Source organism: Mangrovibacter yixingensis, assembly GCF_020523985.1.
GTDB classification, from domain to species: domain Bacteria; phylum Pseudomonadota; class Gammaproteobacteria; order Enterobacterales; family Enterobacteriaceae; genus Mangrovibacter; species Mangrovibacter yixingensis.
On sequence record NZ_JAIVKM010000001.1, the window covers coordinates 1,560,926 to 1,587,659 of the forward strand.

24 protein-coding genes, 1 pseudogene and 1 other annotated feature are annotated in these 26,734 nt (G+C 46.9%); of the genes and pseudogenes, 13 read left to right on the plus strand and 12 right to left on the minus strand.

Annotation, left to right across the window (positions count from 1 at the left end; all coding sequences use genetic code 11):
• Nucleotides 1–286: 286 nt before the first annotated feature.
• Complete coding sequence (cysB, locus tag LC084_RS07220; RefSeq protein WP_226570515.1) at nucleotides 287–1,261, minus strand: HTH-type transcriptional regulator CysB; 975 nt, start codon at nucleotides 1,259–1,261, stop codon at nucleotides 287–289.
• A 238-nt stretch (nucleotides 1,262–1,499) separates the two neighbouring features.
• The gene (gene topA, locus LC084_RS07225; protein ID WP_226570516.1) at nucleotides 1,500–4,097 is read right to left on the minus strand and encodes a type I DNA topoisomerase; all 2,598 of its coding nucleotides are present in this window, start codon (nucleotides 4,095–4,097) and stop codon (nucleotides 1,500–1,502) included.
• Between the two features lie 398 nt (nucleotides 4,098–4,495).
• Here topA and LC084_RS07230 point away from each other — a divergent pair, with 398 nt between their 5' ends.
• On the plus strand, nucleotides 4,496–4,747 hold the full coding sequence (locus tag LC084_RS07230) for a YciN family protein (RefSeq protein ID WP_064593904.1): 252 nt from the start codon (nucleotides 4,496–4,498) through the stop codon (nucleotides 4,745–4,747).
• A gap of 30 nt (nucleotides 4,748–4,777) precedes the next feature.
• Here the strand turns inward: LC084_RS07230 and sohB are convergent, their stop codons facing one another.
• Complete coding sequence (gene sohB / locus LC084_RS07235; RefSeq protein WP_226571163.1) at nucleotides 4,778–5,827, minus strand: protease SohB; 1,050 nt, start codon at nucleotides 5,825–5,827, stop codon at nucleotides 4,778–4,780.
• A gap of 231 nt (nucleotides 5,828–6,058) precedes the next feature.
• Here sohB and LC084_RS07240 point away from each other — a divergent pair, with 231 nt between their 5' ends.
• Together LC084_RS07240 and cobO are read left to right on the plus strand one after the other, a co-directional pair.
• The gene (locus tag LC084_RS07240; RefSeq protein WP_226570517.1) at nucleotides 6,059–6,820 is read left to right on the plus strand and encodes a YciK family oxidoreductase; all 762 of its coding nucleotides are present in this window, start codon (nucleotides 6,059–6,061) and stop codon (nucleotides 6,818–6,820) included.
• Complete coding sequence (cobO, locus tag LC084_RS07245; RefSeq protein ID WP_226570518.1) at nucleotides 6,817–7,407, plus strand: cob(I)yrinic acid a,c-diamide adenosyltransferase; 591 nt, start codon at nucleotides 6,817–6,819, stop codon at nucleotides 7,405–7,407. The genes LC084_RS07240 and cobO overlap by 4 nt, the downstream gene beginning before the upstream one ends.
• 173 nt (nucleotides 7,408–7,580) lie before the next feature.
• On the opposite strand, the gene LC084_RS07250 is transcribed toward cobO, so the two are convergent.
• The 4 genes from LC084_RS07250 to rnm all read right to left on the minus strand — a co-directional run bounded on the left by LC084_RS07250 (nucleotide 7,581) and on the right by rnm (nucleotide 10,851).
• Entirely contained in the window at nucleotides 7,581–7,976 is a 396-nt protein-coding gene (locus tag LC084_RS07250; RefSeq protein WP_226570519.1) for a hypothetical protein, read from the minus strand.
• A 294-nt stretch (nucleotides 7,977–8,270) separates the two neighbouring features.
• On the minus strand, nucleotides 8,271–9,134 hold the full coding sequence (gene rluB, locus LC084_RS07255) for a 23S rRNA pseudouridine(2605) synthase RluB (protein ID WP_226570520.1): 864 nt from the start codon (nucleotides 9,132–9,134) through the stop codon (nucleotides 8,271–8,273).
• Between the two features lie 221 nt (nucleotides 9,135–9,355).
• Nucleotides 9,356–9,976 carry an L-threonylcarbamoyladenylate synthase gene (locus tag LC084_RS07260; protein ID WP_226570521.1) on the minus strand — a complete coding sequence of 207 codons (621 nt, stop codon included), beginning with the start codon at nucleotides 9,974–9,976 and terminating at the stop codon, nucleotides 9,356–9,358.
• Nucleotides 9,973–10,851, minus strand: coding sequence for an RNase RNM (gene rnm, locus LC084_RS07265; protein WP_226570522.1), 879 nt, complete (start codon nucleotides 10,849–10,851; stop codon nucleotides 9,973–9,975). The genes LC084_RS07260 and rnm overlap by 4 nt, the downstream gene beginning before the upstream one ends.
• 157 nt (nucleotides 10,852–11,008) lie before the next feature.
• Nucleotides 11,009–11,104 (plus strand) — a sequence feature (Trp leader region).
• Between the two features lie 23 nt (nucleotides 11,105–11,127).
• Here rnm and LC084_RS07270 point away from each other — a divergent pair.
• The 5 genes and pseudogenes from LC084_RS07270 to trpA all read left to right on the plus strand — a co-directional run bounded on the left by LC084_RS07270 (nucleotide 11,128) and on the right by trpA (nucleotide 17,703).
• Nucleotides 11,128–12,690 (plus strand): anthranilate synthase component 1, encoded by a 1,563-nt coding sequence (locus LC084_RS07270; RefSeq protein WP_226570523.1) that lies wholly within the window; start codon nucleotides 11,128–11,130, stop codon nucleotides 12,688–12,690.
• Nucleotides 12,690–14,280 (plus strand): annotated as a pseudogene (trpD, locus tag LC084_RS07275) (bifunctional anthranilate synthase glutamate amidotransferase component TrpG/anthranilate phosphoribosyltransferase TrpD). Before LC084_RS07270 ends, trpD begins: the two are co-directional and overlap by 1 nt.
• 3 nt (nucleotides 14,281–14,283) lie before the next feature.
• Nucleotides 14,284–15,642: a bifunctional indole-3-glycerol-phosphate synthase TrpC/phosphoribosylanthranilate isomerase TrpF gene (gene trpCF / locus LC084_RS07280; protein WP_226570524.1), complete on the plus strand. Its 1,359-nt coding sequence runs from the start codon at nucleotides 14,284–14,286 to the stop codon at nucleotides 15,640–15,642.
• A 61-nt stretch (nucleotides 15,643–15,703) separates the two neighbouring features.
• Entirely contained in the window at nucleotides 15,704–16,897 is a 1,194-nt protein-coding gene (trpB, locus tag LC084_RS07285) for a tryptophan synthase subunit beta (protein WP_226570525.1), read from the plus strand.
• Nucleotides 16,897–17,703, plus strand: a complete 807-nt coding sequence (gene trpA / locus LC084_RS07290; protein ID WP_226570526.1) for a tryptophan synthase subunit alpha — start codon at nucleotides 16,897–16,899, stop codon at nucleotides 17,701–17,703. The genes trpB and trpA overlap by 1 nt, the downstream gene beginning before the upstream one ends.
• 185 nt (nucleotides 17,704–17,888) lie before the next feature.
• Here the strand turns inward: trpA and ompW are convergent, their stop codons facing one another.
• The gene (ompW, locus tag LC084_RS07295) at nucleotides 17,889–18,521 is read right to left on the minus strand and encodes an outer membrane protein OmpW (protein ID WP_226570527.1); all 633 of its coding nucleotides are present in this window, start codon (nucleotides 18,519–18,521) and stop codon (nucleotides 17,889–17,891) included.
• Between the two features lie 374 nt (nucleotides 18,522–18,895).
• Between ompW and LC084_RS07300 the strand changes: the two genes are divergently transcribed.
• Nucleotides 18,896–19,639: a YciC family protein gene (locus tag LC084_RS07300; protein ID WP_226570528.1), complete on the plus strand. Its 744-nt coding sequence runs from the start codon at nucleotides 18,896–18,898 to the stop codon at nucleotides 19,637–19,639.
• A 52-nt stretch (nucleotides 19,640–19,691) separates the two neighbouring features.
• Complete coding sequence (locus LC084_RS07305; protein ID WP_226570529.1) at nucleotides 19,692–20,228, plus strand: septation protein A; 537 nt, start codon at nucleotides 19,692–19,694, stop codon at nucleotides 20,226–20,228.
• Nucleotides 20,229–20,419: 191 nt separating this feature from the next.
• Here LC084_RS07305 and LC084_RS07310 read toward each other — a convergent pair whose 3' ends face one another.
• Nucleotides 20,420–20,608: a YdiH family protein gene (locus LC084_RS07310; protein WP_036105367.1), complete on the minus strand. Its 189-nt coding sequence runs from the start codon at nucleotides 20,606–20,608 to the stop codon at nucleotides 20,420–20,422.
• Between the two features lie 263 nt (nucleotides 20,609–20,871).
• On the opposite strand from LC084_RS07310, the gene LC084_RS07315 reads away from it, so the two are divergent.
• Both LC084_RS07315 and yciA read left to right on the plus strand, forming a co-directional pair.
• Complete coding sequence (locus tag LC084_RS07315) at nucleotides 20,872–21,252, plus strand: hypothetical protein (protein WP_226570530.1); 381 nt, start codon at nucleotides 20,872–20,874, stop codon at nucleotides 21,250–21,252.
• Nucleotides 21,253–21,393: 141 nt separating this feature from the next.
• Nucleotides 21,394–21,786 (plus strand): acyl-CoA thioester hydrolase YciA, encoded by a 393-nt coding sequence (yciA, locus tag LC084_RS07320; RefSeq protein WP_036105361.1) that lies wholly within the window; start codon nucleotides 21,394–21,396, stop codon nucleotides 21,784–21,786.
• Nucleotides 21,787–21,804: 18 nt separating this feature from the next.
• On the opposite strand, the gene LC084_RS07325 is transcribed toward yciA, so the two are convergent.
• A complete protein-coding gene (locus tag LC084_RS07325) occupies nucleotides 21,805–22,542 on the minus strand; it encodes an energy transducer TonB (protein ID WP_226571164.1) in 738 nt (245 codons plus the stop codon).
• Between the two features lie 214 nt (nucleotides 22,543–22,756).
• Here LC084_RS07325 and LC084_RS07330 point away from each other — a divergent pair, with 214 nt between their 5' ends.
• On the plus strand, nucleotides 22,757–23,053 hold the full coding sequence (locus LC084_RS07330) for a YciI family protein (RefSeq protein WP_226570531.1): 297 nt from the start codon (nucleotides 22,757–22,759) through the stop codon (nucleotides 23,051–23,053).
• Nucleotides 23,054–23,137: 84 nt separating this feature from the next.
• On the opposite strand, the gene LC084_RS07335 is transcribed toward LC084_RS07330, so the two are convergent.
• Entirely contained in the window at nucleotides 23,138–24,724 is a 1,587-nt protein-coding gene (locus LC084_RS07335; protein ID WP_226570532.1) for a methyl-accepting chemotaxis protein, read from the minus strand.
• Nucleotides 24,725–25,006: 282 nt separating this feature from the next.
• On the minus strand, nucleotides 25,007–26,578 hold the full coding sequence (locus tag LC084_RS07340; protein WP_226570533.1) for an EAL domain-containing protein: 1,572 nt from the start codon (nucleotides 26,576–26,578) through the stop codon (nucleotides 25,007–25,009).
• Between the last annotated feature and the right edge of the window lie 156 nt (nucleotides 26,579–26,734).

The following is a 26,734-nucleotide window of genomic DNA, read 5'->3' on the forward strand; positions in this document are numbered from 1 at the left end:
GGATAACTAGGAGTAATCCTAAAGAATATTCGTGATAATTTCCAGCAAATTTACGTATATCTTCCAGTTAATAATTTAATCTTTTGACGTGAAATAAATAATTGAAGTCGGTCTAATGCAAAAGTTTTAGTTTTTTTTCGATCTGTGTCGCATATTGGCGACATAACCCTTAGGATGATTATGGTTTATCTATTTATTATAAAATTTAGCTCGTTATTATTTTAATTTGTATTAAGAAGAGGAAATGTCGGCACTTAAGCTAAATTACCCATGCCGACAACAATGATTATTTAGATGGGAGTTTGATGTCTTTAAACATCGCTTCAATATCTTCATTCGAGCGTAAAGCAACGGCGGTGTCAACCACATCTCTTGTGAGATGTGGTGCAAAACGCTGAATAAAATCATACATATAGCTACGTAAAAATGTACTTCTACGGAAACCAATTTTAGTCGTGCTGTGGCTAAAAATGCTGTTGGCATCAAGCTTGACCAGGTCCGGGTCAGAAACAGGGTCTACCGCCATACTGGCTATCACACCGACCCCAAGCCCCAAACGGACGTAGGTTTTAATAACATCAGCATCTGTTGCAGTGAACACGATATGGGGAGTTAGCCCTGCCCGATTAAATGCAGTGTCCAATTCAGAACGCCCGGTAAAACCGAACGTATAAGTCACCAAAGGATATTGAGACAACTCTTCAATACTTATCTCTTTTTTCCCGGCAAGTGGGTGGTCTGGAGTAACAACCACTGAGCGGTTCCAGTGGTAGCATGGCAGCATGACTAAGTCTTCATAAAGGTGTAGCGCTTCAGTTGCTATGGCAAAATCTGCATTTCCTTTGGAAACTGCCTCTGCAATCTGTGTAGGCGAACCCTGGTGCATATGTAACGACACTCGAGGGTAACGCTCAATAAAACCTTTAATAACCTCTGGGAGCGCATAGCGTGCCTGTGTATGAGTTGTTGCTACATAGAGGGAGCCTTTATCAGGCCAGGTATGTTCCCCAGCAACAGATTTGATGGCATCAACTTTAGACAACACTTCACGTGCGATGCGGATGATTTCTTGCCCGGCTGGTGTCACCTGAGTCAGGTGCTTACCACTGCGGGAAAAGATCTGAACGCCCAATTCATCTTCCAGCATGCGAACCTGTTTGCTGATCCCTGGCTGGGAGGTATAAAGACCTTCTGCAGTGGAAGAGACATTTAAATTATGATTCACGACTTCTACGATATAGCGCAATTGTTGTAATTTCATGTATCGCTTCACTTCCCACGTATTTGAGTAAGCAACCAACTCTCAAGAGGTTATGGCAGCCAGATTCGTTCAACTATATCACTTATGCCTTGTTTGTATAGATATCTCTTATTAATTACATTCTGGTTATATCGATATGAAATGAAGCAAACAGGATGGTTGTAGACACAGAATGGAGGAGTTGTACGCTTTATCCATTAAAAAACCGGGACAAGCCCGGTTTTTCGCCATACAAAAATTATTTTTTTGCTTCTGCCCATTTTCCGTCAACATAGAAAGCTGACCAGCCAGTCGCTTTGCCATCTTTCTCGGAAGAGACATATTGTTGCCTGGTCTTCCTACTGAAGCGAACAATCGTTGGATTCCCTTCAGGGTCTTGTTGTGGAGCATCAGCAAGGTAACGCAGTTTTTCCGGTAACCGGTCACGGAAACGATACAACTCAGCAACTTGAGGTGCCCGTGTCTCGCGAGATTTCGGAAAAGTATTCGCGGCAAGGAAAACCCCAGCTGCACCATCGCGCAGAACAAAGTAAGCGTCGGATTTCTCACAAGGTAATTCTGGTAATGGTACTGGATCTTCTTTTGGTGGAGCCACTTCCCCATTACGCAGGATCTTACGGGTATTTTTGCACTCGTCGTTGGTACAAGCCATGTATTTACCAAAACGCCCCATTTTCAGGTGCATTTCAGAACCACATTTTTCACACTCAACAATCGGCCCGTCATAACCTTTAATGCGAAACTCACCTTCCTCGATTTCATAGCCATCACATCCGGGGTTATTGCCACAAACGTGCAATTTACGTTTCGGGTCGATGAGATAACTGTCCATCGCTGTCCCACATTTAGGACACCGGCGCTTCGCACGTAACGCATTGGTTTCGGCATCATCGCCTTCCAGCACGTTCAGTACTTCGTTTTCTGGCACCAGGTTGATGGTAGTTTTGCAACGTTCTTTCGGCGGTAACGCGTAACCGGAGCAACCAAGGAAAACACCCGTGCTGGCAGTACGAATCCCCATTTTACGTCCACACGTTGGGCAATCGATGCTGGTCAGTACCATCTGATTTGGCAGCATGCCACCATCGTCAGGATCTTTTTCAGCCTGTTCTAACTGGCGAGCAAACTCATCAAAAAAACTGTCCAGAACACTGCGCCACTCTTTCTCGTGGCTGGCAACAGCATCAAGCGAATCTTCCATTTGGGCAGTGAAGTCATAATTCATCAGCTCGCGGAAGTTTTCTTCCAGACGATCAGTGACTATTTCACCCATTTTCTCTGCGTAGAACCGGCGGTTCTCAACACGCACATAACCACGATCCTGAATCGTCGAAATGATTGAGGCGTAAGTTGATGGGCGTCCGATACCCCGTTTTTCTAACTCTTTTACCAGTGATGCTTCACTGAAACGGGCTGGAGGCTTGGTGAAGTGCTGCTCAGGCATCAATTCAACCAGACTCAGTTCTTCCCCTTTTTCCACCGCTGGCAGTGTTCGGTCTTCATCACCTTTACGCAATGCCGGCATAACTTTAGTCCAGCCGTCAAAACGCAAAATACGGCCACGAGCTTTAAGCCGGAAATCGCCAGCACTCACGGTGAGCGTGGTTGAATCATATTTTGCCGGTGTCATCTGGCAAGCAACAAACTGGCGCCAGATAAGCTGATACAGGCGTTGAGCGTCCGACTCCATATCTTTGAGCGATTCAGAAACAACATTCACGTCAGAAGGACGGATAGCTTCGTGCGCTTCTTGTGAATTTTCTTTACTTGCATACTGGTTAGGCTTTTCCGGCAGGTATTGATTGCCAAAGTTATCGCCAATATAACCACGCACCATATTCACCGCGTCCAGGCTCAGATTGGTGGAATCTGTACGCATGTAAGTAATATAGCCAGCCTCGTAGAGGCGTTGCGCAAGCATCATTGTCTTCTTCACACCGAACCCCAGACGTGTGCTGGCAGCTTGTTGCAAAGTGGAAGTGATGTAAGGAGCGCCCGGCTTACTGCTGGTCGGTTTATCTTCGCGCTCTGTGACAGTGTAACGTGCCTTTTCAAGCACACTGACTGCTGCCATAGTTTGCTCACGGTTGACTGGCCGGAACGGCTTATCTCCCTGATGAGAAACCTGTACGGGTAGATTGTCTCCATGTGCAGTAGTCAGTGATGCGCCCACTTCCCAGTATTCTTCCGGGACAAACGCCTTAATCTCACGCTCACGTTCTACAACAAGGCGCACCGCCACTGACTGCACTCGCCCGGCAGAAAGGCCGCGGGCAATTTTTTTCCACAGCAGTGGCGACACCATATAACCTACAACACGGTCCATAAAACGCCGTGCCTGTTGCGCATTCACCCGGTCAATGTTTAGTTCACCCGGTTTTTCAAATGCCTGGCGAATAGCATTCTTGGTAATTTCGTTAAAAACTACCCGGCTGTAGCGTTTTTCATCACCACCGATAACTTCCCGCAGGTGCCAGGCAATGGCTTCCCCTTCGCGGTCAAGGTCGGTTGCGAGATAGATATGATCAGCTTTTTCTGCCAGTGATTTCAGTTCAGAAACCACCTTCTCTTTGCCAGGCAGCACTTCATATTGCGCAGCCCAGTTATGCCAGGGGTCAACACCCATTCGATTGACCAGAGCGCCCCGCTCATCTTTCTTCACCTTCTTTTTAGCAGGTGTCTTGGACGTTGAGTCGGCACTCTTTTTTGTTGAACCACTGGTCGGCAAATCACGGATATGGCCTACGCTGGATTTAACCACGTAGTTACTGCCAAGATATTTGTTTATCGTTTTGGCTTTTGCCGGGGACTCAACGATAACGAGAGCTTTGCCCATATTCACCTTTACCTTTTTGATTCTTCCAGGAATACGTCGCACCCTGATGCACCATCCTCTGGCGACGAGCCTGTTTTATATTGCGGCTGTCTTCAGGGAGATCAACCCATTTTTTAACAACTGGTCGCTATTCATTCGACCCAAAGGTTGTTCTGACACGTTTCGTACAAAACGGCTGGTGCAACAGCATCCTGGCTGAATGTCAAGCAATTCCGTTGCCAGATATGCGAAAGCGTCACACTCTACCTGATAAAATTCGTTACGCAACTTTAATTAGCACGCAAAATTAAATATTGCCAGTCACAACAAAAACTAACCAGAAACCTGGCACACTAACCAAATTTGCGCACAAGCCCGGCACAAGCGTAGAATAACCGCAGTTTGTAAGGAGAAAAGTCATGCAAGGCAATACCCAACCTATCGACCGTGAGACCCTCTTACTTGAAGCCAACAAGCTTATCCGTGAACATGATGATTTTATCGCAGGAATAGAGGCCACAAATGTGGTGCAAAAAGGAAGCGTTCTGGTATTTCAGGGAGAGTATTATCTTGACGAACAAGGCCTGCCCACTCCCAAAACAACGGCAGTGTTCAATATGTTCAAATACCTCGCGCACGTACTTTCAGAAAAATACCACCTGCAAAATTAATGGGTGAAGCCACAGGCCTCACCCAATCAATTATGGCAGCGGGCTGCCACCACGTTGCCACCAACGTAATAACAGGCGGTCCGCGCTTTCAGCCGCAGCCCCAGTCAGGCGCTGAACCATTTTTTTGCGTTCAACATAGTGTAAATTGATGACTTCATAGTCTTTCATTCGCTCCAGCAATGCATCATCACTGGTTCCTATTTCATCCACCAACCCTTTTTCTAACGCCTGGGTACCAAACCAGTGTTCCCCGGTAGCCACGCCATCAACGTCCAGTGAAGGCCGCATAGTATGGACAAAGTCCTTGAATAATTGATGTGTTTCATTCAAGTCTTCACGGAATTTCTGGCGCCCTTCCTCGGTATTCTCACCCAGTACGGTTAGGGTGCGTTTGTACTGGCCCGCAGTATGTAATTCAACATCAATATCGTTACGTTTAAGCAACCGGTTAATATTCGGTATTTGTGCCACCACACCAATCGAGCCAATAATTGAAAATGGCGCAGCAATGATTTTGTCTGCCACACAGGCCATCATATAGCCGCCACTTGCCGCGACTTTATCTACCGCTACAGTCAGTGGAATTTTGTGTGCGCGCAGGCGTTGTAACTGTGAAGCGGCCAGACCGTAACCATGCACGACACCACCGGGGCTTTCCAGACGTAACAACACTTCGTCTTTGGGTTTGGCAACAGACAGCACGGCGGTGATTTCCTCACGTAATGACGACACTTCCTGTGCATCCATACTGCCTTTAAAATCCATCACCCATAGTACAGGTTTGCTCGACGTGTCGAATTCACCTTGTTTCGCACGCGCTTTCGCAGCTTTTGCCTCTTGTTTGTGTTTTTTCTTCTGGGATTTATGCCATTGTTTTTGCTGATGTGAATCCATCATGGCCGCCGCCACTTCTTCTTTCATGTCATCGTATTGTTCCGATAACCGCGTCATGCGCAACTCACCACGTTGCTGCTTTTTCCGTTGTGACAGATTAACGATGACAGTCACTACAACCACTATCGCGAGAACAATGGTCACAACTCTGGCCAAGAACAACCCATAGTTAGAGAGTAAATCCACTTCATCCGCCTTGATAATCAGTAAAAAAGACAAGCAGAGCAGCAGATAACAGCCACTCTTGCTTGTGCAACTATAAACGCAACCAGTGGAATATCCGAAATAATTTGCATACCTGAAACAACAGGAATTATCTAAACTCTCCTTGCGGCTGATTGAATTCACCTGTTGTTTCAGGCATAAAGCCCGTTAGGTTTTTGAATACCTGAACCATCAAGTGGCACAGGAGTTTTTATGCATTATCAACCTCAGCACGATTTGTTGCTTGGCCGGACCATCCTGGTGACTGGCGCAACAGATGGCATTGGTCGGGAAGCGGTACAGACATACTCTCGCTATAGCGCTAAAGTTGTACTAACCGGACGCGACAGTGAGAAGTTACGCCAGACAGAAGCAGCTATCAGAGCAGAAGGCGGGATGGTAGCAGGTAGCTTTTTATTCGATCTGGCAACCGCCACGCCTGAACGTTGCCTTGAATTTGCCCATCAAGTAGAACAGGTAGCTCCTTTACTTGATGGCGTTCTCCATAATGCAGGTGCGTTGGGCGATATTGCGCCAATGGTTGAACAATCTGCGCAAACCTGGTTGCATGTTATGGATATTAACGTTAATGCAACCTTCTTCCTTACTCAGGCACTTCTCCCTTTATTACTCAAATCAGAGGCTGGGTCACTCGTTTTCACAAGTTCCAGTGTTGGGCGTCAAGGTCGGGCAAACTGGGGCGCATACGCAGTTTCGAAATTTGCGACAGAAGGTATGATGCAGGTGCTGGCTGACGAATATAAGCACACAGGATTGCGTGTGAACTGCATTAATCCGGGTGGTACACGTACTAAAATGCGGGCCAGTGCATTTCCGGAAGAAGATCCAGAGAAGCTAAAAACACCTGCGGATCTCATGCCCCTGTATCTTTGGTTGATGGGGGATGACAGCCGTCGCAAGACGGGAATGAGTTTTGATGCTCAACCAAACCGTAAACCGGGGATTTCAGAATGAGTGATTCACGTTACCAACAACGCCAGCAGCGCGTTAAAGATAAAGTTGATGCTCGGGTCGCTGCCGCACAATCTTTGCGTGGTATTGTGATGGTTTTTACTGGCAATGGTAAAGGTAAAACCACCGCTGCATTCGGTACAGCGACACGTGCCGTCGGGCATAGTAAAAAAGTTGGGGTCATTCAGTTTATTAAAGGCCAGTGGCCCAACGGCGAACGTAACCTCCTTGAGCCCCACGGCGTTGAATTTCAGGTTATGGCAACAGGTTTTACCTGGGAAACACAAAACAAGGAAACTGATACACAAGCTTGCCTGGAAGTTTGGACGCATGCAGAGCGAATGCTGGCGGATACAACACTTGATCTGGTCATTCTTGATGAACTGACCTACATGGTGGCTTACGACTATTTACCGCTAGAACGCGTAATGCAGGCATTACAGCAACGCCCAGAGCATCAAAGTGTCATTATTACAGGACGTGGATGCCACCGCGACATTCTGGAATATGCTGATACCGTAAGTGAGTTACGCCCTGTGAAACATGCCTTTGATGCCGGGATTAAGGCACAGTTAGGGATTGATTACTAGCCGGGGATTTGCACCAGTAATATCAGCTCATCACAGGCAGTGCCATATGCACTACCTGTGATGTCTGCCGTGCTATCTCTGGTCCCTGCCGGGTACCATCTACTCCTCGTAAGTTTTTATGCCTGGCATGCAAGTTAACGGCACAGCGATTATTAACACCTGAATAAGGTTATTCAGTAATTAACACCTTCGCTAATTATCCACCATAGAAAAAACACACAAGCTGCAGCTAATACAACCAGAAGTGATATACCCAATGCCTTCCAATTGGATTCCATTTTCCCCTGGCGCACCAAATGTTCACTAATAGTGCTGCTGAATTGTTTTATTGCTACATAACGCATTATAAAAATCCCTGGCAGGGAAATAACTATACCCGGGATATGAACAGGTAACATGAATGCCAGAAATATTGTCAGCAGAAAAACAGCCAGTGGCGAGGCAAAGAATGTTGCCAATGCAACACCAGATGGGCTGTAGAGCCTGTAACACGGCTCTGAATCCCCCTCATAACCCACGGTTCCATTAGATGGATGCTTCCCATTATTCGTCACTGTATTCATTTCCATTGATTTACCTGATTATGTTTAAGGGTATAAACAGAGCTGAACATTTCTGCTAAAAAATGTTAGCAACCGGCATTTATCCGCAAAGGAATATTCGCAAAGCCTGTATTATATAGTGTAAAAGTTAACATTAAGAGATTAATTAATAGGGGATTCATTATGCAACAACAATGAAAATTCCGTGCAAAATATCCGGGAGTTTACTAACCATATAAATAAAAATAGCTTGCTTAATAACACAGGACAAAAAAAGTGCGCCTCTGTAATACAGCGGCGCACCTTGATAAAAATTAGCGATTAGCGGGAGGTATTATTGCGACGCCCGCCAGTCTGGCTGTGGCGCTTAACAGCACGACGAATCTGGTTTGCTTTAGTGCGCCGACGGTCTTTTTCCACCGCCACTTTGGTTTCTGTTTCAGCCGGTAATTCAACTAACTGGCGCAAATAATTAGTTTGCTTCAGGTCCAGCTCAACCCATCCCCCACGCGGTAACTGTTTTGGCAATGGAATATCACCATAGCGCACGCGGATTAGGCGGCTTACTTGTACACCAACTGCTTCCCATAAACGGCGAACTTCACGGTTACGCCCTTCAGTCAACGTAACATTGTACCACTGGTTCATACCTTCACCGCCGGTGAAACGCAGGGTTTTAAAGGCTGCCGGGCCATCTTCCAGTTGGACACCACGTTGTAAATCACGCAATTTGGTGTCATCAACTTGCCCAAAAACCCTTACAGCATATTCACGCTCAACTTCTCGGCTGGGGTGCATCAGGCGGTTTGCCAGTTCACCATCTGTTGTGAACAACAACAAGCCGCAGGTATTTACATCCAGACGCCCTACGGCAATCCAGCGAGCGCCACGTAACTTAGGCAACCGGTCAAAAACAGTGGGACGGCCTTCCGGGTCACTGCGTGTACACAGTTCACCTTCCGGTTTGTAATACGCCAGAACCCGGCAAATTTGTTGTGCGGACTCACGCAAAGAAACCAGATGCCCGTCGATACGGACTTTCAATACAACGCTGACTTCAACACGGTCGCCCAGAGTGGCTATTTTACCGTCCACACTAACACGCCCTGCTGCTATCATGCCTTCAATTTCACGACGTGAGCCATGGCCCGCGTTCGCCAGAACTTTCTGTAACTTTTCGCTCATGGAGCTTCCTCGGGTGTCGCCTTCCCAGGCGTCTTTGATACCTGCAAAAGCCTTACGTCATCACATGAGTTTAACGTAAGACTGTTAATTTATTTAGAATATGTCGGGCAATAAAAAAGCCACACATTCACAATTGTGGCCGCACATACTACACGAAATAAATCCTAAAAGCTTACCCCTGAATACACACATAAAAACAAGGGGCACCAGGCTGGGCGCATTTACTGAAACGGTCGAACATCTCCGACACCTTCACGAATGACAACTGGCGTATCATCAGTGAGATCAACCACGGTTGTTGGGTGCTGACCGAGATACCCACCATGTATAATCAAATCAACATGCTTTTCAAGCCTGTCTTTAATTTCATCCGGGTCCGACTCTGTAAACTCACTGCCAGGCAGCATCAACGAGGTAGACAACATTGGACCATTCAGCGCCCCAAGCAATTCGATAGCAATAGGGTTAGAAGGAACTCGCAAACCAATGGTTTTACGCTTTTCCTGTAATAACCTGCGCGGGACATCTTTTGTCCCTTTAAGAATGAAAGTGTAGTTCCCAGGCGTGTTATTTTTTATCAAGCGGAACGCGACATTATCAACAAAAGCGTATGTCGATAACTCGGACAGATCACGGCACATTAAAGTAAAGTTATGCCCGGAAGGTAACTGGCGAATCCGGCAAATACGCTCCATGGCATTTTTATCTTCCAACTGGCAACCCAACGCATAACCAGAGTCTGTGGGGTAAACAATAACGCCGCCCTTTCTGATAATTTCGACAGCCTGATTGATCAACCGCAATTGCGGGTTTTCTGGATGGATATAGAAAAACTGACTCATACCTCTTTTACTCCTTCATTGGTCCCACTCCAGCCAGCCCATATGGGGGTTACACCGGCGGGTAACCACAATTTCCGCCCTAACTCTATCCATGCACAAGGTTGGTGAAAATCAGAGCCCTGTGAAGCGAGTAAATCAAATTGAATAGCCAGGTCGGCAAGTTGTTTTCGTTCCTGCGGTGCTTGTTGGCATTGCGCCACTTCCATCCCATCGCCGCCGGCTGCACTGAATTGCGCCAGTAAACGCTTCAACCATTTCATTGATAGCCGGTAGCGACCTGGATGGGCTAATACCGCTTGCCCGCCAGAATGGTGAATCACATCAATAGCTTGTTCTATTGTACACCACTGCGGAGGGACATACCCGGTTTTCCCGCGTGCGAGATATTTTTTAAACACATCATTATGGGTGCGGGCAACCCCGCTTTCGACCAGGAAACGGGCAAAATGGCCCCGAGTCACAGCGCCATCCCCAGCTAAACGGCGGGCGCCTGCCAACGCACCGCTGATATGATTTTTTTCAAGACGTTCTGCAATCATCTCCGCCCGAAGATTGCGCCGCGCACTTTGTTCAGCAAGAAATGCCGTTAATTCTGGAGACCGGGTATCAATACCAAGGCCAACAATATGAATCTCATGGTTTTCCCATACAGTAGAGATCTCAACACCCGCAACAAGTTGTAAATCAAGACTGGCCTTATCAATGGCCTTGCGTGCCGCCGCTATTCCATTGATGGTGTCATGATCCGTTATTGCCAGAGTACCCACACGCATTTCGCTGGCGCGTAATACTAATGCATCGGGTGTCAATAATCCGTCGGATGCCGTGGTATGGCTATGGAGGTCATAAATATTGGCGTAGATTGATTCTTGCAAGTGTGCTCCCCGTCTCCGGTATGTCTTGTTTGCCCGCATCATACCGATTCCGGGCAATAATAAAAAATGATGCTTGACTTTCTTTTCATGAACCAGTTAACTAGTACGCAAGTTCACTGATGAGGTATCTGTAATGAAACAGTTCATTTCCAACAACAGCAAATGGTGGCGCACTTCCTGATTACGGGCGGTGTAATACATTTTGCTTCTGGCAAAACAGATACCACAGCCCGCACTAAGCGGGTTTTTTTTTGAACAAAATAATGAGAATGCATCATGCAAACAACCAAACCAGCTCTAACACTTCTCGCTCAGGAAGGGCCTTATCGCGATAACCCAACCGCACTGTTTCATCAAATTTGCGGGGCTCGCCCTTCTTCTCTGCTACTCGAATCGGCGGATATCGCCAGCAAAAACGATTTAAAAAGTTTACTACTGGTAGATAGCGCATTACGAATCACAGCATTCGAAAATGTTGTCACCATTAAGGCTCTTTCGGCAAACGGTGGGGCGTTATTGCCTCTGCTTGATAACGTATTGCCCGCAGAGGTTAAATCGGTAGTGCATCCAGACGGGCGTGAATTACATTTCCCTGAAAACACAGAAGTGATGGATGAAGATGCCCGCCTGAAAGCATTATCAGTCTTTGATGCTCTGCGCCTGATGCTAACGTTGGTTAATGTTCCGCAAGATGAGCGAGAGGCCATGTTCTTTGGTGGTTTGTTTGCTTATGACCTGGTTGCAGGGTTCGAAAATCTGCCTCACCTGCGCCAGGACCAACGCTGCCCGGATTACTGTTTTTACCTTGCAGAAACCCTGTTGGTTATCGATCACCAAAAGAAATCAACCCGCATCCAGGCAAGCCTGTTTACTGACTCTGCGGCTGAACACCAACGACTCACTCAGCGCATCAGCCAGTTACAAAAGCAGATGCAGGAAGCGCCCCCGGCTGTGCCAGTGCAAAAAATCGAGTCCATGGAATTGAGTTGTAACCAGAGTGACGAAGCCTATGGTGCGGTAGTGAGCCAAATGCAGCAAGCGATTCGGGCCGGGGAAATATTCCAGGTTGTACCATCGCGTCGCTTCACACTGCCTTGCCCTTCTTCGCTGGCGGCTTATCAAACACTGAAAAAAAGTAACCCCAGCCCTTATATGTTCTTTATGCAGGATGAGGATTTTACGCTGTTTGGAGCCTCACCTGAAAGCTCACTAAAATATGACGCGACCGACCGCCAGATTGAAATCTACCCAATTGCAGGCACTCGTCCCAGAGGGCGAAAAGCAGATGGTTCACTGGATAATGATCTGGACAGCCGCATTGAGCTGGAAATGCGTACCGACCACAAAGAGTTGTCAGAACACCTGATGCTGGTTGATCTTGCGCGTAATGATCTGGCGCGAATTTGCACTCCGGGATCTCGTTATGTCGCTGACTTAACAAAAGTGGACCGCTATTCGTTTGTGATGCATCTGGTTTCTCGTGTTGTAGGTGAGTTACGCGAGGATTTAGACGTTCTGCACGCCTACCGCGCTTGCATGAATATGGGAACGTTGAGCGGCGCGCCAAAAGTACGCGCAATGCAATTAATTGCTGATGCAGAAGGTACCCGTCGAGGAAGTTATGGTGGTGCTGTCGGGTATTTCACTGCGCATGGCGACCTTGATACATGCATCGTGATTCGCTCTGCATGGGTCGAAGACGGAATTGCTACAGTGCAAGCTGGTGCAGGTGTGGTACTTGACTCTGTTCCCCAGTCAGAAGCAGATGAAACACGAAATAAAGCACGCGCCGTGTTGCGAGCCATTGCTGCCGCACACCAGGCTAAGGAGATGTTCTAATGGCCGATATCTTGCTACTTGATAACGTAGATTCATTTACTTACAACCTGGTCGATCAATTACGCGCTAATGGGCACCACGTTGTGATTTACCGTAATCAGGTGCCCGTTAACACGATTATTGCCCGGATAGCTGAGCTCACAAACCCGGTTTTAATGCTGTCACCTGGCCCTGGAGCCCCCTCTGAAGCAGGCTGTATGCCAGAGTTGTTACAACGCCTGCGCGGTGAATTGCCCATTATTGGCATCTGTCTGGGCCACCAGGCAATTGTGGAAGCTTATGGTGGCTACGTAGGCCAGGCTGGGGAAATTCTCCACGGTAAAGCCTCATCCATAGAACATGATGGTATGGCAATGTTTCATGATTTGCCAAATCCATTACCGGTTGCCCGCTATCACTCTCTGGTGGGAAGCAAAATTCCCGCCACATTGACTGTCAGTGCCAGCTACGAAGGCATGGTTATGGCTGTACGCCATGACACTGACCGTGTCTGCGGTTTCCAATTCCACCCGGAATCTATTTTGACAACACAGGGTGCGCGACTCTTGGAGCAAACACTGGCCTGGGCGCTCAGCAAATAAGGAGCCTGTTATGCAAACTATTCTTGAAAAACTTTTCCAGGCTCAGGTACTAAGCCAACAGGAAAGCCAGCAGTTATTCAGTGCGATTGTACGTGGCGAGCTGGAGCAGAGCCAACTGGCGGCAGCCCTTATCAGTATGAAGGTCCGCGGCGAACATCCGGATGAAATCGCGGGAGCAGCTAATGCTCTGCTGGATAATGCTCAGCCATTTCCCCGCCCGGATTACCCTTTTGCCGATATTGTAGGCACCGGCGGTGATGGCAGTAACAGCATCAATATTTCCACAGCCAGTGCATTTGTTGCTGCCGCTTGTGGGCTGAAAGTTGCGAAACATGGCAACCGGAGTGTATCGAGCCGTTCAGGGTCTTCGGACTTACTGGCTGCATTCGGTATTAAGCTGGATATGGCTGCAGAGACATCACGCAAGGCACTGGATGAACTGGGCGTCTGTTTCCTGTTTGCCCCGCAATACCACACCGGATTCCGCCATGCCATGCCAGTGCGCCAACAACTGAAAACACGCACACTGTTCAATGTATTGGGGCCGCTGATCAATCCGGCGCACCCGCCACTGGCACTGATTGGTGTGTACAGCCCGGAACTGGTTCTTCCCATTGCGGAAACCCTGAAAGTGCTGGGTTACCAACGTGCAGCAGTGGTACACAGCGGTGGAATGGATGAAGTGTCCTTACATGCCACTGTACAGGTTGCAGAGCTGAAAGACGGTAAAGTAAGCAGCTATGAGTTACAGGCGAGCGACTTTGGTTTAACGCCTTATGCCAAAGAAGAGTTGGCTGGAGGCACCCCAGAAGAAAACCGTGACATTCTGGCGCGTCTGTTACAAGGTAAAGGAACATCTGCTCACGAAGCGGCTGTTGCTGCCAATGTCGCACTTTTGATGCGGCTGTTTGGCGAAGAAGACCTCCGTGTTAATGCCAGTAAAGCACTGGCTGTATTGCGCAGTGGCGATGCTTATCAGCGCGTTACTGCACTGGCTGCAAGAGGGTAAGTGATGGAAACCGTATTAGCGAAAATCGTCGCAGACAAGGCGATTTGGGTAGAACAACGTAAACAACAACAACCATTGGCTTCATTCCAAAATGACATACAAACCAGCACGCGTGATTTTTACCACGCCCTTGCTGGTGCCAAAACGGCTTTTATTCTGGAGTGTAAAAAAGCATCTCCGTCGAAGGGTTTGATTCGTGAGGATTTTAATCCTGAAGCTATTGCCAGTGTGTACAAGCACTACGCTTCAGCAATTTCTGTTCTGACGGATGAAAAATATTTCCAGGGTAGCTTTGATTTTTTGCCACTGGTCAGTAAAACAGTTACACAACCCGTATTGTGTAAAGATTTCATCATCGACCCTTACCAGATCTACCTGGCACGTTTTTATCAGGCTGATGCCTGCCTGTTAATGCTGTCTGTCCTCAATGACGAACAGTACCGTAGTCTTGCTGCTGTCGCGCACAGCCTGAATATGGGCGTATTGACCGAAGTGAGCAATGAAGAGGAACTGGCGCGTGCCATTCGCCTTGAAGCACGTGTGGTGGGCATTAATAACCGTGACCTGCGAGACCTGTCCATTGACCTGAACCGTACCCGAACTCTCGCCCCGCAACTGGGTAGTGGTGTCACGGTTATCAGTGAATCCGGCATCCATACCTATGGACATGTTCGCGAACTGAGCCATTATGCCAACGGCTTCCTGATTGGCTCCGCGCTGATGGGTGAAACAGATCTGAATACTGCGGTACGCCGGGTGTTACTGGGTGAAAATAAAGTCTGTGGTCTGACTCGCCCTGAGGATGCATCGGCCGCATACCGAGCAGGCGCTGTCTACGGCGGGTTGATTTTTGTATCAGCGTCTCCACGTGCTGTCACCGCTGAACAGGCACGTCTTGTGATGTCTGGCGCTCCTTTACGTTATGTCGGGGTGTTTCGTGACGAGCCGGTTGCTAAGGTCAGTTCACTCGCAGCACAACTGAAACTGTCTGCGGTTCAACTTCATGGCAACGAAACCCAGCAATATATCGATGAACTGCGTTCGGCCTTACCTGCTGACATTGCTATCTGGAAAGCATTGAGCGTTGGTGATTCACTCCCGAAACGCCAGTTTAACCACGTATCACGCTATGTTCTCGATAATGGTCAGGGTGGAACAGGTAAGTCTTTTGACTGGTCACTGTTACAAGGCCAGGACCTGAGTGACGTAATGCTGGCCGGTGGGCTCAGTGCAGACAACTGCGTCGAAGCTGCCAAAGCGGGCTGTGCCGGTCTTGATTTTAACTCCGGTGTTGAATCCCAACCTGGTGTTAAAGATCACGAGAAGATTGCCGCTGCGTTTCGCACCTTGCGCGCCTACTAACTTTCGTGTAGCCCGAATGCATTAACCGGGAAGAGCCCGGTAGTTAAGGAATACAACAAACATGACAACTTTATTAAACCCGTATTTTGGTGAATTCGGCGGAATGTATGTTCCGCAAATACTGATGCCAGCATTACGCCAGCTTGAAGAAGCGTTTGTCAGTGCACAAAGTGACCCTGAGTTCCAGGCGCAGTTTACTGATTTGCTGAAAAATTATGCTGGGCGACCGACTGCCCTTACCCGTTGCCGTAACCTGACTGCAGGGACAAAAACCACGCTTTACCTTAAGCGTGAAGATTTGCTGCATGGCGGCGCACATAAAACTAACCAGGTGCTGGGGCAAGCTTTGCTCGCCAAGCGGATGGGGAAAACTGAAATTATCGCTGAGACTGGTGCCGGTCAACACGGGGTTGCATCCGCACTTGCCAGTGCACTGCTTGGCCTGAAATGCAGAATTTACATGGGGGCAAAAGATGTTGAACGTCAGTCACCTAATGTATTCCGTATGCGTTTAATGGGTGCGGAAGTCATTCCTGTTCATTCTGGTTCATCAACATTAAAAGATGCATGTAATGAAGCACTGCGTGACTGGTCTGGCAGTTATGAAACCGCACACTATATGCTGGGCACTGCTGCAGGTCCTCATCCTTACCCAACCATTGTCCGCGAATACCAACGTATGATTGGCGAGGAAACCCGTGCGCAAATTCTTGAGAAAGAAGGTCGCCTGCCAGACGCTGTTATTGCCTGTGTGGGCGGTGGCTCTAATGCTATTGGGATGTTCGCAGATTTTATCGATGAAACCAGTGTCAACCTGATTGGTGTTGAACCCGCCGGGCATGGCATCGAAACAGGCGAACACGGGGCACCACTCAAGCATGGGCGCGTGGGCATTTACTTCGGTATGAAGTCCCCTATGATGCAAACCGACGAAGGGCAGATTGAAGAATCTTACTCTATCTCTGCGGGGCTGGATTTTCCTTCTGTCGGGCCACAGCATGCATTCCTTAACAGTACGGGCCGTGCGGACTATGTCTCTATTACTGACGATGAAGCTCTTGACGCTTTTAAAGAACTGAGCCGCCATGAAGGCATCATTCCGGCACTGGAATCTTCTCATGCACTTGCATGGGCGCTAAAAATGATTAAACAAAACCCGGATAAAGAACAGTTACTGGTTGTTAACTTGTCAGGCCGCGGGGATAAAGACATTTTCACGGTTCACGATATTCTTAAATCCCGGGGAGAAATTTAATGGAACGCTACGAGACACTTTTTTCGACATTAAAATCCCGCAATGAAGGTACCTTTGTTCCTTTTGTAACATTGGGTGACCCTGGTGTTGAGCAATCACTTAAGATTATTGATACCTTGATTGAGGCGGGTGCAGATGCGCTTGAATTGGGTATTCCTTTCTCTGACCCGCTGGCCGATGGACCGACAATTCAAGGTGCCGCCTTGCGCGCATTTGCAGCTAACGTCACCCCTACCCAGTGTTTTGAAATGCTGGCGATGATTCGCCAAAAACACCCGGATATTCCAATTGGGTTACTGATGTATGCCAACCTGGTTTATAGCCGTGGTATTGATAACTTCTATGCCCGTTGTGAAGAAGTTGGTGTTGATTCCGTACTGGTTGCTGATGTTCCAGTTGAAGAGTCAGCACCTTTCCGCCAGGCAGCCATGCGCCATAATATCGCGCCTATATTTATTTGCCCGCCAAATGCCGATGATGACCTGTTACGCCAAATAGCGTCTTACGGGCGTGGTTACACTTATTTGTTATCTCGTGCAGGTGTTACCGGAACCGAGCATCGAGCCAGCCTGCCATTACATCACCTGGTGGATAAACTCACTGAGTACCATGCGGCACCGCCACTACAAGGTTTTGGTATTTCTGAACCATCCCAGGTAAAGGATGCCATTAATGCTGGCGCAGCAGGTGCTATCTCGGGTTCGGCTGTCGTGAGAATTATTGAAAAAAACTTAGATGCCCCAACTGAAATGCTCAGTGAATTAAGCAAGTTTGTTTCGGCAATGAAAGCCGCTACCCGCAGCTAGCCGCCGAATATGGGGAAGCAATTTATGCCCCGTAATCTGTCAGTAAAACAAAACACCAGCCTGCTTCAGGTTGGTGTTTTTTATTTTTACCCGGCCAAAAAAACAGCATGCAGTATTAGTCTGACATGCTGTTTTATACCTTCAGGTGACCTAATTCTGTACCCACTATTAACAAGGGCGTGTTATCAGAAACGGTAGCCCGCAGAGAACATAAATACCCACGGGTCGATACGCGTTTTAATACTCTCTTGCTGGTCACCTGCTTTAAATTTCACCTTGGTATCAATATCCATATACCAAACAGACATATTCACCAGCCAGTTTCTGTTAATCAGGTAATCGACCCCGGCTTGCCCTGCAAGCCCCCAGGAATCTTTCACGCTCAGGTCAGATAACCCAGCATCCTCACCTGTCTGATTAAATTTATTATTGAAGAACGTGGTGTAATTTACCCCGGCACCAATATAAGGGCGCACTTTGCTTTGCCGGTCACCAAAGTACCATTGTGCCATTAATGTTGGCGGCAACTGGTGAACGGTTGCGATAGTGCCCGTAGATGCAAGACCGACCTTATGGCGGAAAGGTGTTGCGGCAAGTAACTCAATCCCTACATTGTCGGTAGCCATGTAGGTGAATGTCATACCCAGTTGGGTATTATTACTGACATTAAAGCCACCCAGCCCAAGTACATTATCTGACCCTTCAGTAGGGCGAACAGTTGCGCTACCTGCGCGGACAAAAAACTCCCCCGCTTCATGTGCGCTCACCATTCCTGAAAAACAACTCATCGCCAGCAGTGCCACTGTTAACTTTTTCATGTCCATTTCCTTTGTAAATTTTTTTATAAGCACACTGACTATACATTTACAATTTGCTTTTTTGATCCGGCATTGGTCACACTTTTTTTGCTATTTCAACATTCATTGATCCAGATTAAGTTGCATTTATTTTATAAAAAACAATGAATTTGCTTTAGATCAATTTCCCCATAAACAAGCCAAACCAGGTTAACTCCACAGGTTGCACTCGCTCCAGGGCAACAATTTTTGTGTTGTACGTTACGTAAATGGCTACCTGCCGGTGCACAAAATGCCTGCACAACATTCCTTTACAGGGTATGTGACTGACATCCCACCCCCAGCGGTGTACAATCGCCAGCATTTTCATCCTGACACCAACTCAAGGAGAGTGCATGACAATCACGGCAGGTTCTGTTTACCGTGACACAGGTAATTTTTTCCGTAATCAGTTTGTCTCCATCCTTCTGATTGCCCTGCTTTGCGCATTCATTGCAGTGGCGCTGGGGCATGCTTTTTACCCAGACGAAGACCAGATGGCGGCGATGTTACAGGGTGATAATCTGCAAGGGAGCCAGGGGTTTTTCGAGCTAATCCAGAACATGACGCCTGAGCAACAACAAACGCTGCTCAAAGCGTCTGCTGCTACGACATTTTCCGGGCTGATTGCTAATGCAATTCTTGCTGCAAGCTTGCTGACTCTGACTAAACTGGTTTCGGCTGGGCAACGTGTTAGCGCTTTACATGCTATTGGCCTTTCTGCCCCATTGATGCCGCGGATGCTCATACTGATTTTCATCACCACATTTGCGGTGCAGATTGGCATCATGGCGATTATTGTCCCTGGAGTGATACTCGCCATTATTTTATCGATGGCTCCGGTGCACCTGGTTGAAGATAAATCAGGTATTTTCGCAGCATTACGTTCCAGCAGCCGTTTATGCTGGGCAAATATGCGCCTTGTTGCTCCGGCTATTATCGGCTGGTTGGTAGCCAAGACAGCACTGTTGTTGTTTTCTAACGCCTTTGCTGCCTTGACGCCGACAGGTGGTGCGATTACCGTCAATACCATCAGCAATCTTATTTCGGCGTTGTTGCTCATTTATCTTTATCGCCTGTATACGCTGATCCGTCAGTAAGCCTTCAACCGGCCTGCCTGCATGGCAGGTCATTTCGATTACGGAAACCTTTATGAAGCAGTTTCTTGATTTTCTTCCTCTAATTGTCTTTTTCGCTTTCTACAAGCTTTACGACATTTATGTCGCATCCGGGGCATTGATTGCCGCCACCGCGCTTGCTTTGGTTTACAGTTGGTATAAATTCCGCAAGCTTGAGAAGATGACGCTGATCACCTTCATTCTGGTGGCTGTATTTGGTGGGTTAACTATCGCCTTTCACAATGTGGAATTTATCAAATGGAAAGTGACGGTTATTTATGTTCTGTTTGCAGGCGCCCTTCTGGTAAGCCAGTGGGTTATGAACAAGCCCCTTATTCAAAGTATGTTGGGTAAAGAGCTGACGTTACCTCAGGCTGTCTGGAAACGGCTGAATTATGCGTGGGCTCTGTTTTTCATCCTGTGTGGGTTGGCAAATATTTATATCGCTTTTTGGTTACCCGAAAACATTTGGGTCAATTTCAAGGTATTTGGCCTGACAGCACTGACGCTGGTATTCACACTTTTAAGCGGACTGTATATCTACCGCCATATGCCGAACGAAGAAAACTAACCGCTGCCACCTGCCGTAATGGTCTGAATACAAAAAAACCACTGCAATGCAGTGGTTTTAGTAACAGGCATCATTTTAAGTCAATACTCGACATTCAGATGGTTTGAGTAAACCCCATTTCTGGTGCCTTTCTGATAAGCCCTTCTCGTGAACAACAGCACTATTATGTGCCGTTATACACAAACTGGAAATCAGTGAATACCCAGCCGGTGAGCAAAAACAATTTCTTCCTGCAACTCAATGTAAGAAAGCTCCATCAAATCGGCAAACTCAAGTTGCAGTTGTTTAAAACGTTTAAGAAATTGTGCTGGAGTTAAATTTTCTTTTTCCCGACGAAGATATTCAAAAGCCAGAACTGTAGGGCTTAGCTCGTTTTCCATATAAACCTCAGTGAATGTGACAACCGGTAAATAATACCACAAATAGAGCAAAAAACAACCAAGCATAAGCATGGGGTATTCTGAATAACAACCCTAACGAATACATAACTACATGATATTTAAGATTGTAGTGAAATAATAAGCTTTACTACACTGTCAATTAACAGCTATACAGCTCACACAAATACATATTCTTTTTAATGATCGGTTATGGTTTTATGCATAACGCCGATAATAGTCATAATATGCTCGAGAAAATGACTATGAATGCAAATATTTTCGCAAGCCAGTTACCCACATCAGACAGCGTGACACAGTGCCAATGGTTCGAAGGCAACAAAGAAACTGATGACCTGATATCCATAGCCGCAGGGTTTATTGCAGAAGAACTCAATATGAGCTGGTTTCGCATTCGTCTGGTGTGCCACCGGGTATGTGATAGTGAAGGTAAAACCGCGTTATCAACATCCCTGTCTTATATGGCAACAGAGCAGGACGATTATCACTCTTGGTGTGCTCTGGATTGCCTCAATGCAATGAGTTGCGTTACTGAGGTTCTCAAGGGGCAAAATTGGCGTGAAGCTGTTTTGTTTATCACCCACCCGAAAGGCACCGCATTCTATTGGTGCGGCCCCGTAGCATAACATAACAAATCCAGAAGCAATCCCTCTGGGCTGTATTCAGGATTTCACGCTACAATGCCTTGCACACCCAAAACCCACTAAGGCAGTGTTTTCGGTGTACATCACAGATAACAATGAAAATGCGTGATCAAGGAACAACGAATGACCACACAGAGTGATGCCCCTCAGGGCGATTTAGTGTTACGCACCCTGGCAATGCCAGCAGACACAAATGCGAATGGTGATATTTTCGGCGGCTGGTTGATGTCGCAAATGGATATGGGCGGCGCGATTCTCGCTAAAGAAATCGGCCAGGGCCGCGTGGTAACAGTACGTGTAGAAGGAATGACTTTCCTACGCCCTGTTGCAGTTGGCGATGTTGTCTGTTGCTACGCACGTTGTGTCAAACGTGGGACAACCTCTATTAGTATTAATGTCGAGGTTTGGGTGAAGAAGGTTTCATCAGAACCGATTGGCCAGCGCTACCGGGCAACCGAAGCGCTGTTCATTTATGTCGCGGTTGATAACCAGGGTAAACCCCGCCCACTGCCTTGACGGAGAGCAAACGGCGCATCACTCCATGGATGCGCCACCGTTAATACGGAATATGATGTTCACCACCAGTCCTTTGCCAGGACGGCCACTTTCGTAACGCCAATGGCGCATCGCCTGGCGTACATCGCGCTCAAACATATTGGCAGGCTTAGCGGATAAAATTTGTATATTCTCTACACTCCCGTCCGCATCCACATCAAATTTAACGCGCACATTACCTTCAATACGCAATGCAAAGGCTCGAGACGGGTACTGTGGCTGATTACGTGATAACGCTTTGGGCCCACGAGGGGCAGTATTAACCGGTGCCGTATTCGCCGTCGCATTCGTTGCCGAAGACGCACGGGGCGCGGCATTGCCTGTAAACGGATTATCATGTGGCGGCACTTTCTGCTCAACCGTCTTTTCCACTGGTTTAACCGGCTCTTTCCGATGCTCCACTTTCTTTACTGGTTTGGGCTTCGGTTTTGGCTTGGGTTTCGGTTTGTGAATAACGACAGGTGCTTCTTTGGGGGCCTCAGGTAGAGGTTCAGGCTCAACAACGGGTTCGGGTTCGACTACCTGTGGTGCAGGCGCTGGTGCTGGAGGAGCCAAATCAGCCGGGTTAACCATAGTAACAGAGATAGGCTGCGCCGGAGACGGCAGCTCAGTGACCTGATGCATTGAGGTATACAGAATACCTGCCACTACAGCACCATGAATCACCACCGAAAGTAAGGCAGGCCATGGAAAACGGCGAGGGAAATCAAGGGTCATTGAACTCATCAGTTGTCCGGTTAATAGCGCGAAAAACTAATTTTAAATGCAAATAGCAATCATATTCAACAACCAGACACCCGTGCAGGCTCATTTAAGCAGTATTGGGTAAAATATCGGCTTCACAAACGAATATGTATGACATTTTCGTTGCACCCACAGAACGATTCACTTACCGTATCGTTACTTTCATCCCTGATACAGGAGCCTTTCTGTGCTTTACGTGATTTATGCTGAGGATGTTGCCAACTCACTGGATAAACGTATGTCAGTGCGGCCTGCCCATCTCGCTCGTTTACAGTTATTGCGAGACGAAGGCCGTTTACTTACCGCCGGGCCAATGCCAGCTGTTGACAGTAATGATCCAGGACAAGCTGGTTTTACCGGTTCCACTGTGATTGCAGAATTTTCTTCCCTGGAAGAAGCACAATCCTGGGCTAATGATGACCCTTATGTTGCTGCCGGTGTTTACCACAAGGTTTACGTTAAACCCTATAAGCAAGTATTTTAATTCTGGTTAAAATAAAACCGGGCTCACGCATTGTGAGCACCCGGTTTTTAATGAGTTATCACACTGTATATTGAATAAAACCAACTAGCGGTGTTGAGGTAAAGCCATTAGCGCTACTGGCTGTGCCAGTTCCCCAACAACGAAGACGTCTACATCAGCCAGCAGTTCTCCTGCCTGCCCACGAAGGGAATTCGCCGCTGCCGCCATTTGTTCTACCATTGCCGCATTCTGCTGTAGCACACCTTCCATCTGGTTGACCGCGATATTTACCTGGCTAATACCATGGCTTTGTTCCGTAGAAGAGTGCGACACCTGGTTGATCAAGTCCTTGGTCTCACTCACCGCGCTGGTTGCTTCTACCATTTTGTCCGACACTTGTTGGGTATATTTCACTCCCAGAGTCACTTTCTGCAAGGCAGCATCAATCAATACTTTGATATCCCGTGCAGCACCGGATGACCGTTGTGACAAGGTACGGACTTCACCCGCAACCACAGCAAACCCCTTGCCATGTTCCCCTGCCCTGGCGGCTTCTACTGCCGCATTCAAAGCCAAAATATTAGTCTGAAATGCAATGCCTTCAATGATGGCTGTTATTTCTGAAATTCTTGACGAAGAAACAGCAATATCGTCGATCGTTCCTTTGAGCCCACCTAATTCACTACTCGTGTTATGCACTAATTTATGTACCTTGTGCATCAATTGGTCGGCATTACGCGTAATCTCCACATTATTTTGGACTGTGGCAGACAACTGATTCATGCTGGCAGCGGTCTCTTCCAATGAAGCCGCCTGAGCTTCAGTGCGAGATGAGAGGTCATCATTGCTGACCGCTATTTCATGTGCTGCTGTATCCACCAGCCGAGAGGAGGATTTTACCTGGCTTAACACTTGAGCCATTTTCCCCACCAGCGTATTAAAGCTTAACGCGGCAAGGCCGATTTCATCCTTACGGCGAACAGTGGCAACCTGAGTAAGATCCAACTCATGACTGATGGCAGTAATTTTTTCACTAAACGCACGTAAGGATACAGCGATATAGCGCAACACGAAAAAAGACAATAGCGCACTGATAACAACAGACAGCACGATGAACGCTGACAACATAATAATCGTTGTTTTGAATTTTTTATGATTAGCAACGCTGAAGGCCTCAGCATTTCGGTAATTATATTGTATTTGTTGATTCAGCCCTTGAGTCAGCTCGTCCGACATTGTTGCCATTTCCCCACCACTCTTTAACATCGAAACAGCAGCAGCCTGCCCTACAGCTTCATTAGCGGTGAATAAATCATTCAGCACTTGCATATAATTGGCCATAATAGCGAGGTTTTTATCTGCCATTTGTTTATCATTAGTATCTGAAACCAGCATATTTCGATACTTTTTGAGTGATGCAATACTTTGATCCATTGCAGCAAGTGCGTCACGCTTATGCTGGCTCATCAATGTGTCATCATGGCTTAGCAAATACAGATATATTTCACGGCGGGCTTTTTCGCGTAAATCAATGGTGCTCTGTAGCTGTTTAATACTTGGGAGACTATCTGTAGTAATGTAATCAAAACTATTGATTGAACCTTTATAGACGGATAAAGACCAAACGCCTACAACAATGACGGAAATAATCGAAATTGCAAATGCAATAAAAAGCTTGTGTACGATACGCATAGTTTTTCCTGTTTGTCCATTTCCATAACTCCGTTTTATCGGCACTATGCCTTTGATCGTTAGAGCATAAAATGATCAAAAGAGCAGTAAAATAGATACAGTAGAGAATATATCCAGTTAAATCCGCAGCATATCTATTCAATTTTTTTAGTTTCAAAAGTAAGTAGTATAATAAGCGGATAATAATATATTTTTTACTTATGCTATATTTCTGATATTTTAACAAAAAACAAACAATAAATACAAAAAACACAAACAAAATCAAACCACTGAAAGTCTCTCTTAATCTTGGTTCTCACCATGGTAGAGCCTGGTAAAGTCTTTGATTGGAATAGCACGGGAATAATACCAACCCTGGCCAATCGCTGTCGCGTGAGCGGACATGACAATATTTTTCTCTTCCAAAGTTTCGATACCTTCAAACACAATAGTTTTATTCAATGGAACAATAATACTTAGTAAAGCATCCAGCATTGCCTTTTTAAAATCATCACCCAACCCACGAACAAAGTATTTATCGAGCTTAATCTCATCGAAGGTTATTTCTGTCAGCCAATGGATATTCGCGACTCCCGTTCCAAAATCATCTAACGACACAAGGTACCCCAAACGCCGTAATTCACGAGCTGATTCCGCAATAACTTTATAATTAATATCCGTTTTCTCTGTTATTTCCATTTTTATCTGGCAGCGTTTACAACCAGCGCTCTCTACCAATGAATTGAGATAAGGTAAAAAAGTCGCGTCGGCAATATCGTGCTTACCGACATTGATACTTAATGTAAAATCGGGGTGTTTGGCTATAAAACCTGCCATATCAGCCAGTGACTGTTCAATAACAAAACGAGTGATTTGCCGATAAATCCCCATTCGTTCAGCCAGCTTGATAAAAAATTCGGGGGAGACATTACCATATACATCATCCTGCCAGCGAACCAGCACTTCCGCGCCAACAATCGATTCATCAGACAGGCGATATTGTGGTTGGTACTCAAGGTGCAGCGCACGGTAATACACTGCCTTTTTGAGGCGCGCATCAATAGAGTTAATTCGTCCCACCCAGGCCATTAATGCAAACCCGGCTAAATAGCCGGCACCTGCTCCCAGAGTAACCAGCAACAACAGCACTCCAGAGGGTAACCCAGCAAGTGCATTGCTGTGTGTCGTTGTTTCAATGCACAAGTCAAACTGCTGGCTACAAATATTTTGTTCTGAGCTTTGGGTAAAAAGTGACAGCCAACTTTGATGAACCCCCGTTGAAGGTGGGGATGATGTGTCAAAAACATAAGCGCCATTACGAGTAATCAGGCGCCAGTCCAGCATTAACTCACTCATATACTGCAATTTGATATTAACCGGTGAGGCAAAAATAACTGTATTACCTTTTACAATCAGATCGTTTGTCTTACGTACCGGGAGCATATCTACAGCATTACGATAAAAAGTGCGTTTTTCCGGCCGAGAGTAATATCCGGTATTAGGTAATACGGCCGCATGTTTCAATATACCCCACCCGGCAGTACAAATTATTTTTCCATGCCATACCCGTCCAATGTCCTGTACCAGCTCATACTCAAGGGTCAGACGCCGCATGAGGTCAATATCATCAACAGTACATTCAGGATATGGGCTGCTGGCAGCAGTTTGCTGAGCTTTACTGAGTTCGCCAGCCACTCTCTCTGCCTGAGTCAGAATATGTGCCGACATGCTTTTCTGATTTTCAAGAGCCAGCATTCTGCTGACAAATTGGGTCAGTACTAAAGTAGCCAGGATGCTGACTATTGCTGCCACTATCGGAATAAGACGTTTTCCAGATAACAGACGCGCCTTAAAATTTGGAGTATTCAGATTCATCACGCGCTATCCATCTCCATGAGTCATTATCAGAAAGTGAAAACCCCTTAATCTTGCTACAGATAATATCGGCAAACGAGACGAGCTTCTTTACCCATACCGAACGCTTTCTTTATGACCAGATACAGGCTACTCCCTGTCTACCTGAAGTGCAGA

Bases quoted from the DNA above. Each gene is read 5' to 3' on its own strand.
- LC084_RS07325 (WP_226571164.1), bottom strand. From the start codon at position 22,542: ATGACCCTTGATTTCCCTCGCCGTTTTCCATGGCCTGCCTTACTTTCG.
- LC084_RS07335 (WP_226570532.1), bottom strand. From the start codon at position 24,724: ATGCGTATCGTACACAAGCTTTTTATTGCATTTGCAATTTCGATTATT.
- trpA (WP_226570526.1), top strand. From the start codon at position 16,897: ATGGAACGCTACGAGACACTTTTTTCGACATTAAAATCCCGCAATGAA.
- LC084_RS07240 (WP_226570517.1), top strand. From the start codon at position 6,059: ATGCATTATCAACCTCAGCACGATTTGTTGCTTGGCCGGACCATCCTG.
- LC084_RS07310 (WP_036105367.1), bottom strand. From the start codon at position 20,608: ATGGAAAACGAGCTAAGCCCTACAGTTCTGGCTTTTGAATATCTTCGT.
- ompW (WP_226570527.1), bottom strand. From the start codon at position 18,521: ATGAAAAAGTTAACAGTGGCACTGCTGGCGATGAGTTGTTTTTCAGGA.
- trpCF (WP_226570524.1), top strand. From the start codon at position 14,284: ATGGAAACCGTATTAGCGAAAATCGTCGCAGACAAGGCGATTTGGGTA.
- LC084_RS07340 (WP_226570533.1), bottom strand. From the start codon at position 26,578: ATGAATCTGAATACTCCAAATTTTAAGGCGCGTCTGTTATCTGGAAAA.
- cysB (WP_226570515.1), bottom strand. From the start codon at position 1,261: ATGAAATTACAACAATTGCGCTATATCGTAGAAGTCGTGAATCATAAT.
- LC084_RS07300 (WP_226570528.1), top strand. From the start codon at position 18,896: ATGACAATCACGGCAGGTTCTGTTTACCGTGACACAGGTAATTTTTTC.
- LC084_RS07305 (WP_226570529.1), top strand. From the start codon at position 19,692: ATGAAGCAGTTTCTTGATTTTCTTCCTCTAATTGTCTTTTTCGCTTTC.
- cobO (WP_226570518.1), top strand. From the start codon at position 6,817: ATGAGTGATTCACGTTACCAACAACGCCAGCAGCGCGTTAAAGATAAA.
- LC084_RS07260 (WP_226570521.1), bottom strand. From the start codon at position 9,976: ATGAGTCAGTTTTTCTATATCCATCCAGAAAACCCGCAATTGCGGTTG.
- yciA (WP_036105361.1), top strand. From the start codon at position 21,394: ATGACCACACAGAGTGATGCCCCTCAGGGCGATTTAGTGTTACGCACC.
- rluB (WP_226570520.1), bottom strand. From the start codon at position 9,134: ATGAGCGAAAAGTTACAGAAAGTTCTGGCGAACGCGGGCCATGGCTCA.
- topA (WP_226570516.1), bottom strand. From the start codon at position 4,097: ATGGGCAAAGCTCTCGTTATCGTTGAGTCCCCGGCAAAAGCCAAAACG.
- LC084_RS07270 (WP_226570523.1), top strand. From the start codon at position 11,128: ATGCAAACAACCAAACCAGCTCTAACACTTCTCGCTCAGGAAGGGCCT.
- trpB (WP_226570525.1), top strand. From the start codon at position 15,704: ATGACAACTTTATTAAACCCGTATTTTGGTGAATTCGGCGGAATGTAT.
- LC084_RS07315 (WP_226570530.1), top strand. From the start codon at position 20,872: ATGAATGCAAATATTTTCGCAAGCCAGTTACCCACATCAGACAGCGTG.
- LC084_RS07250 (WP_226570519.1), bottom strand. From the start codon at position 7,976: ATGGAAATGAATACAGTGACGAATAATGGGAAGCATCCATCTAATGGA.
- LC084_RS07230 (WP_064593904.1), top strand. From the start codon at position 4,496: ATGCAAGGCAATACCCAACCTATCGACCGTGAGACCCTCTTACTTGAA.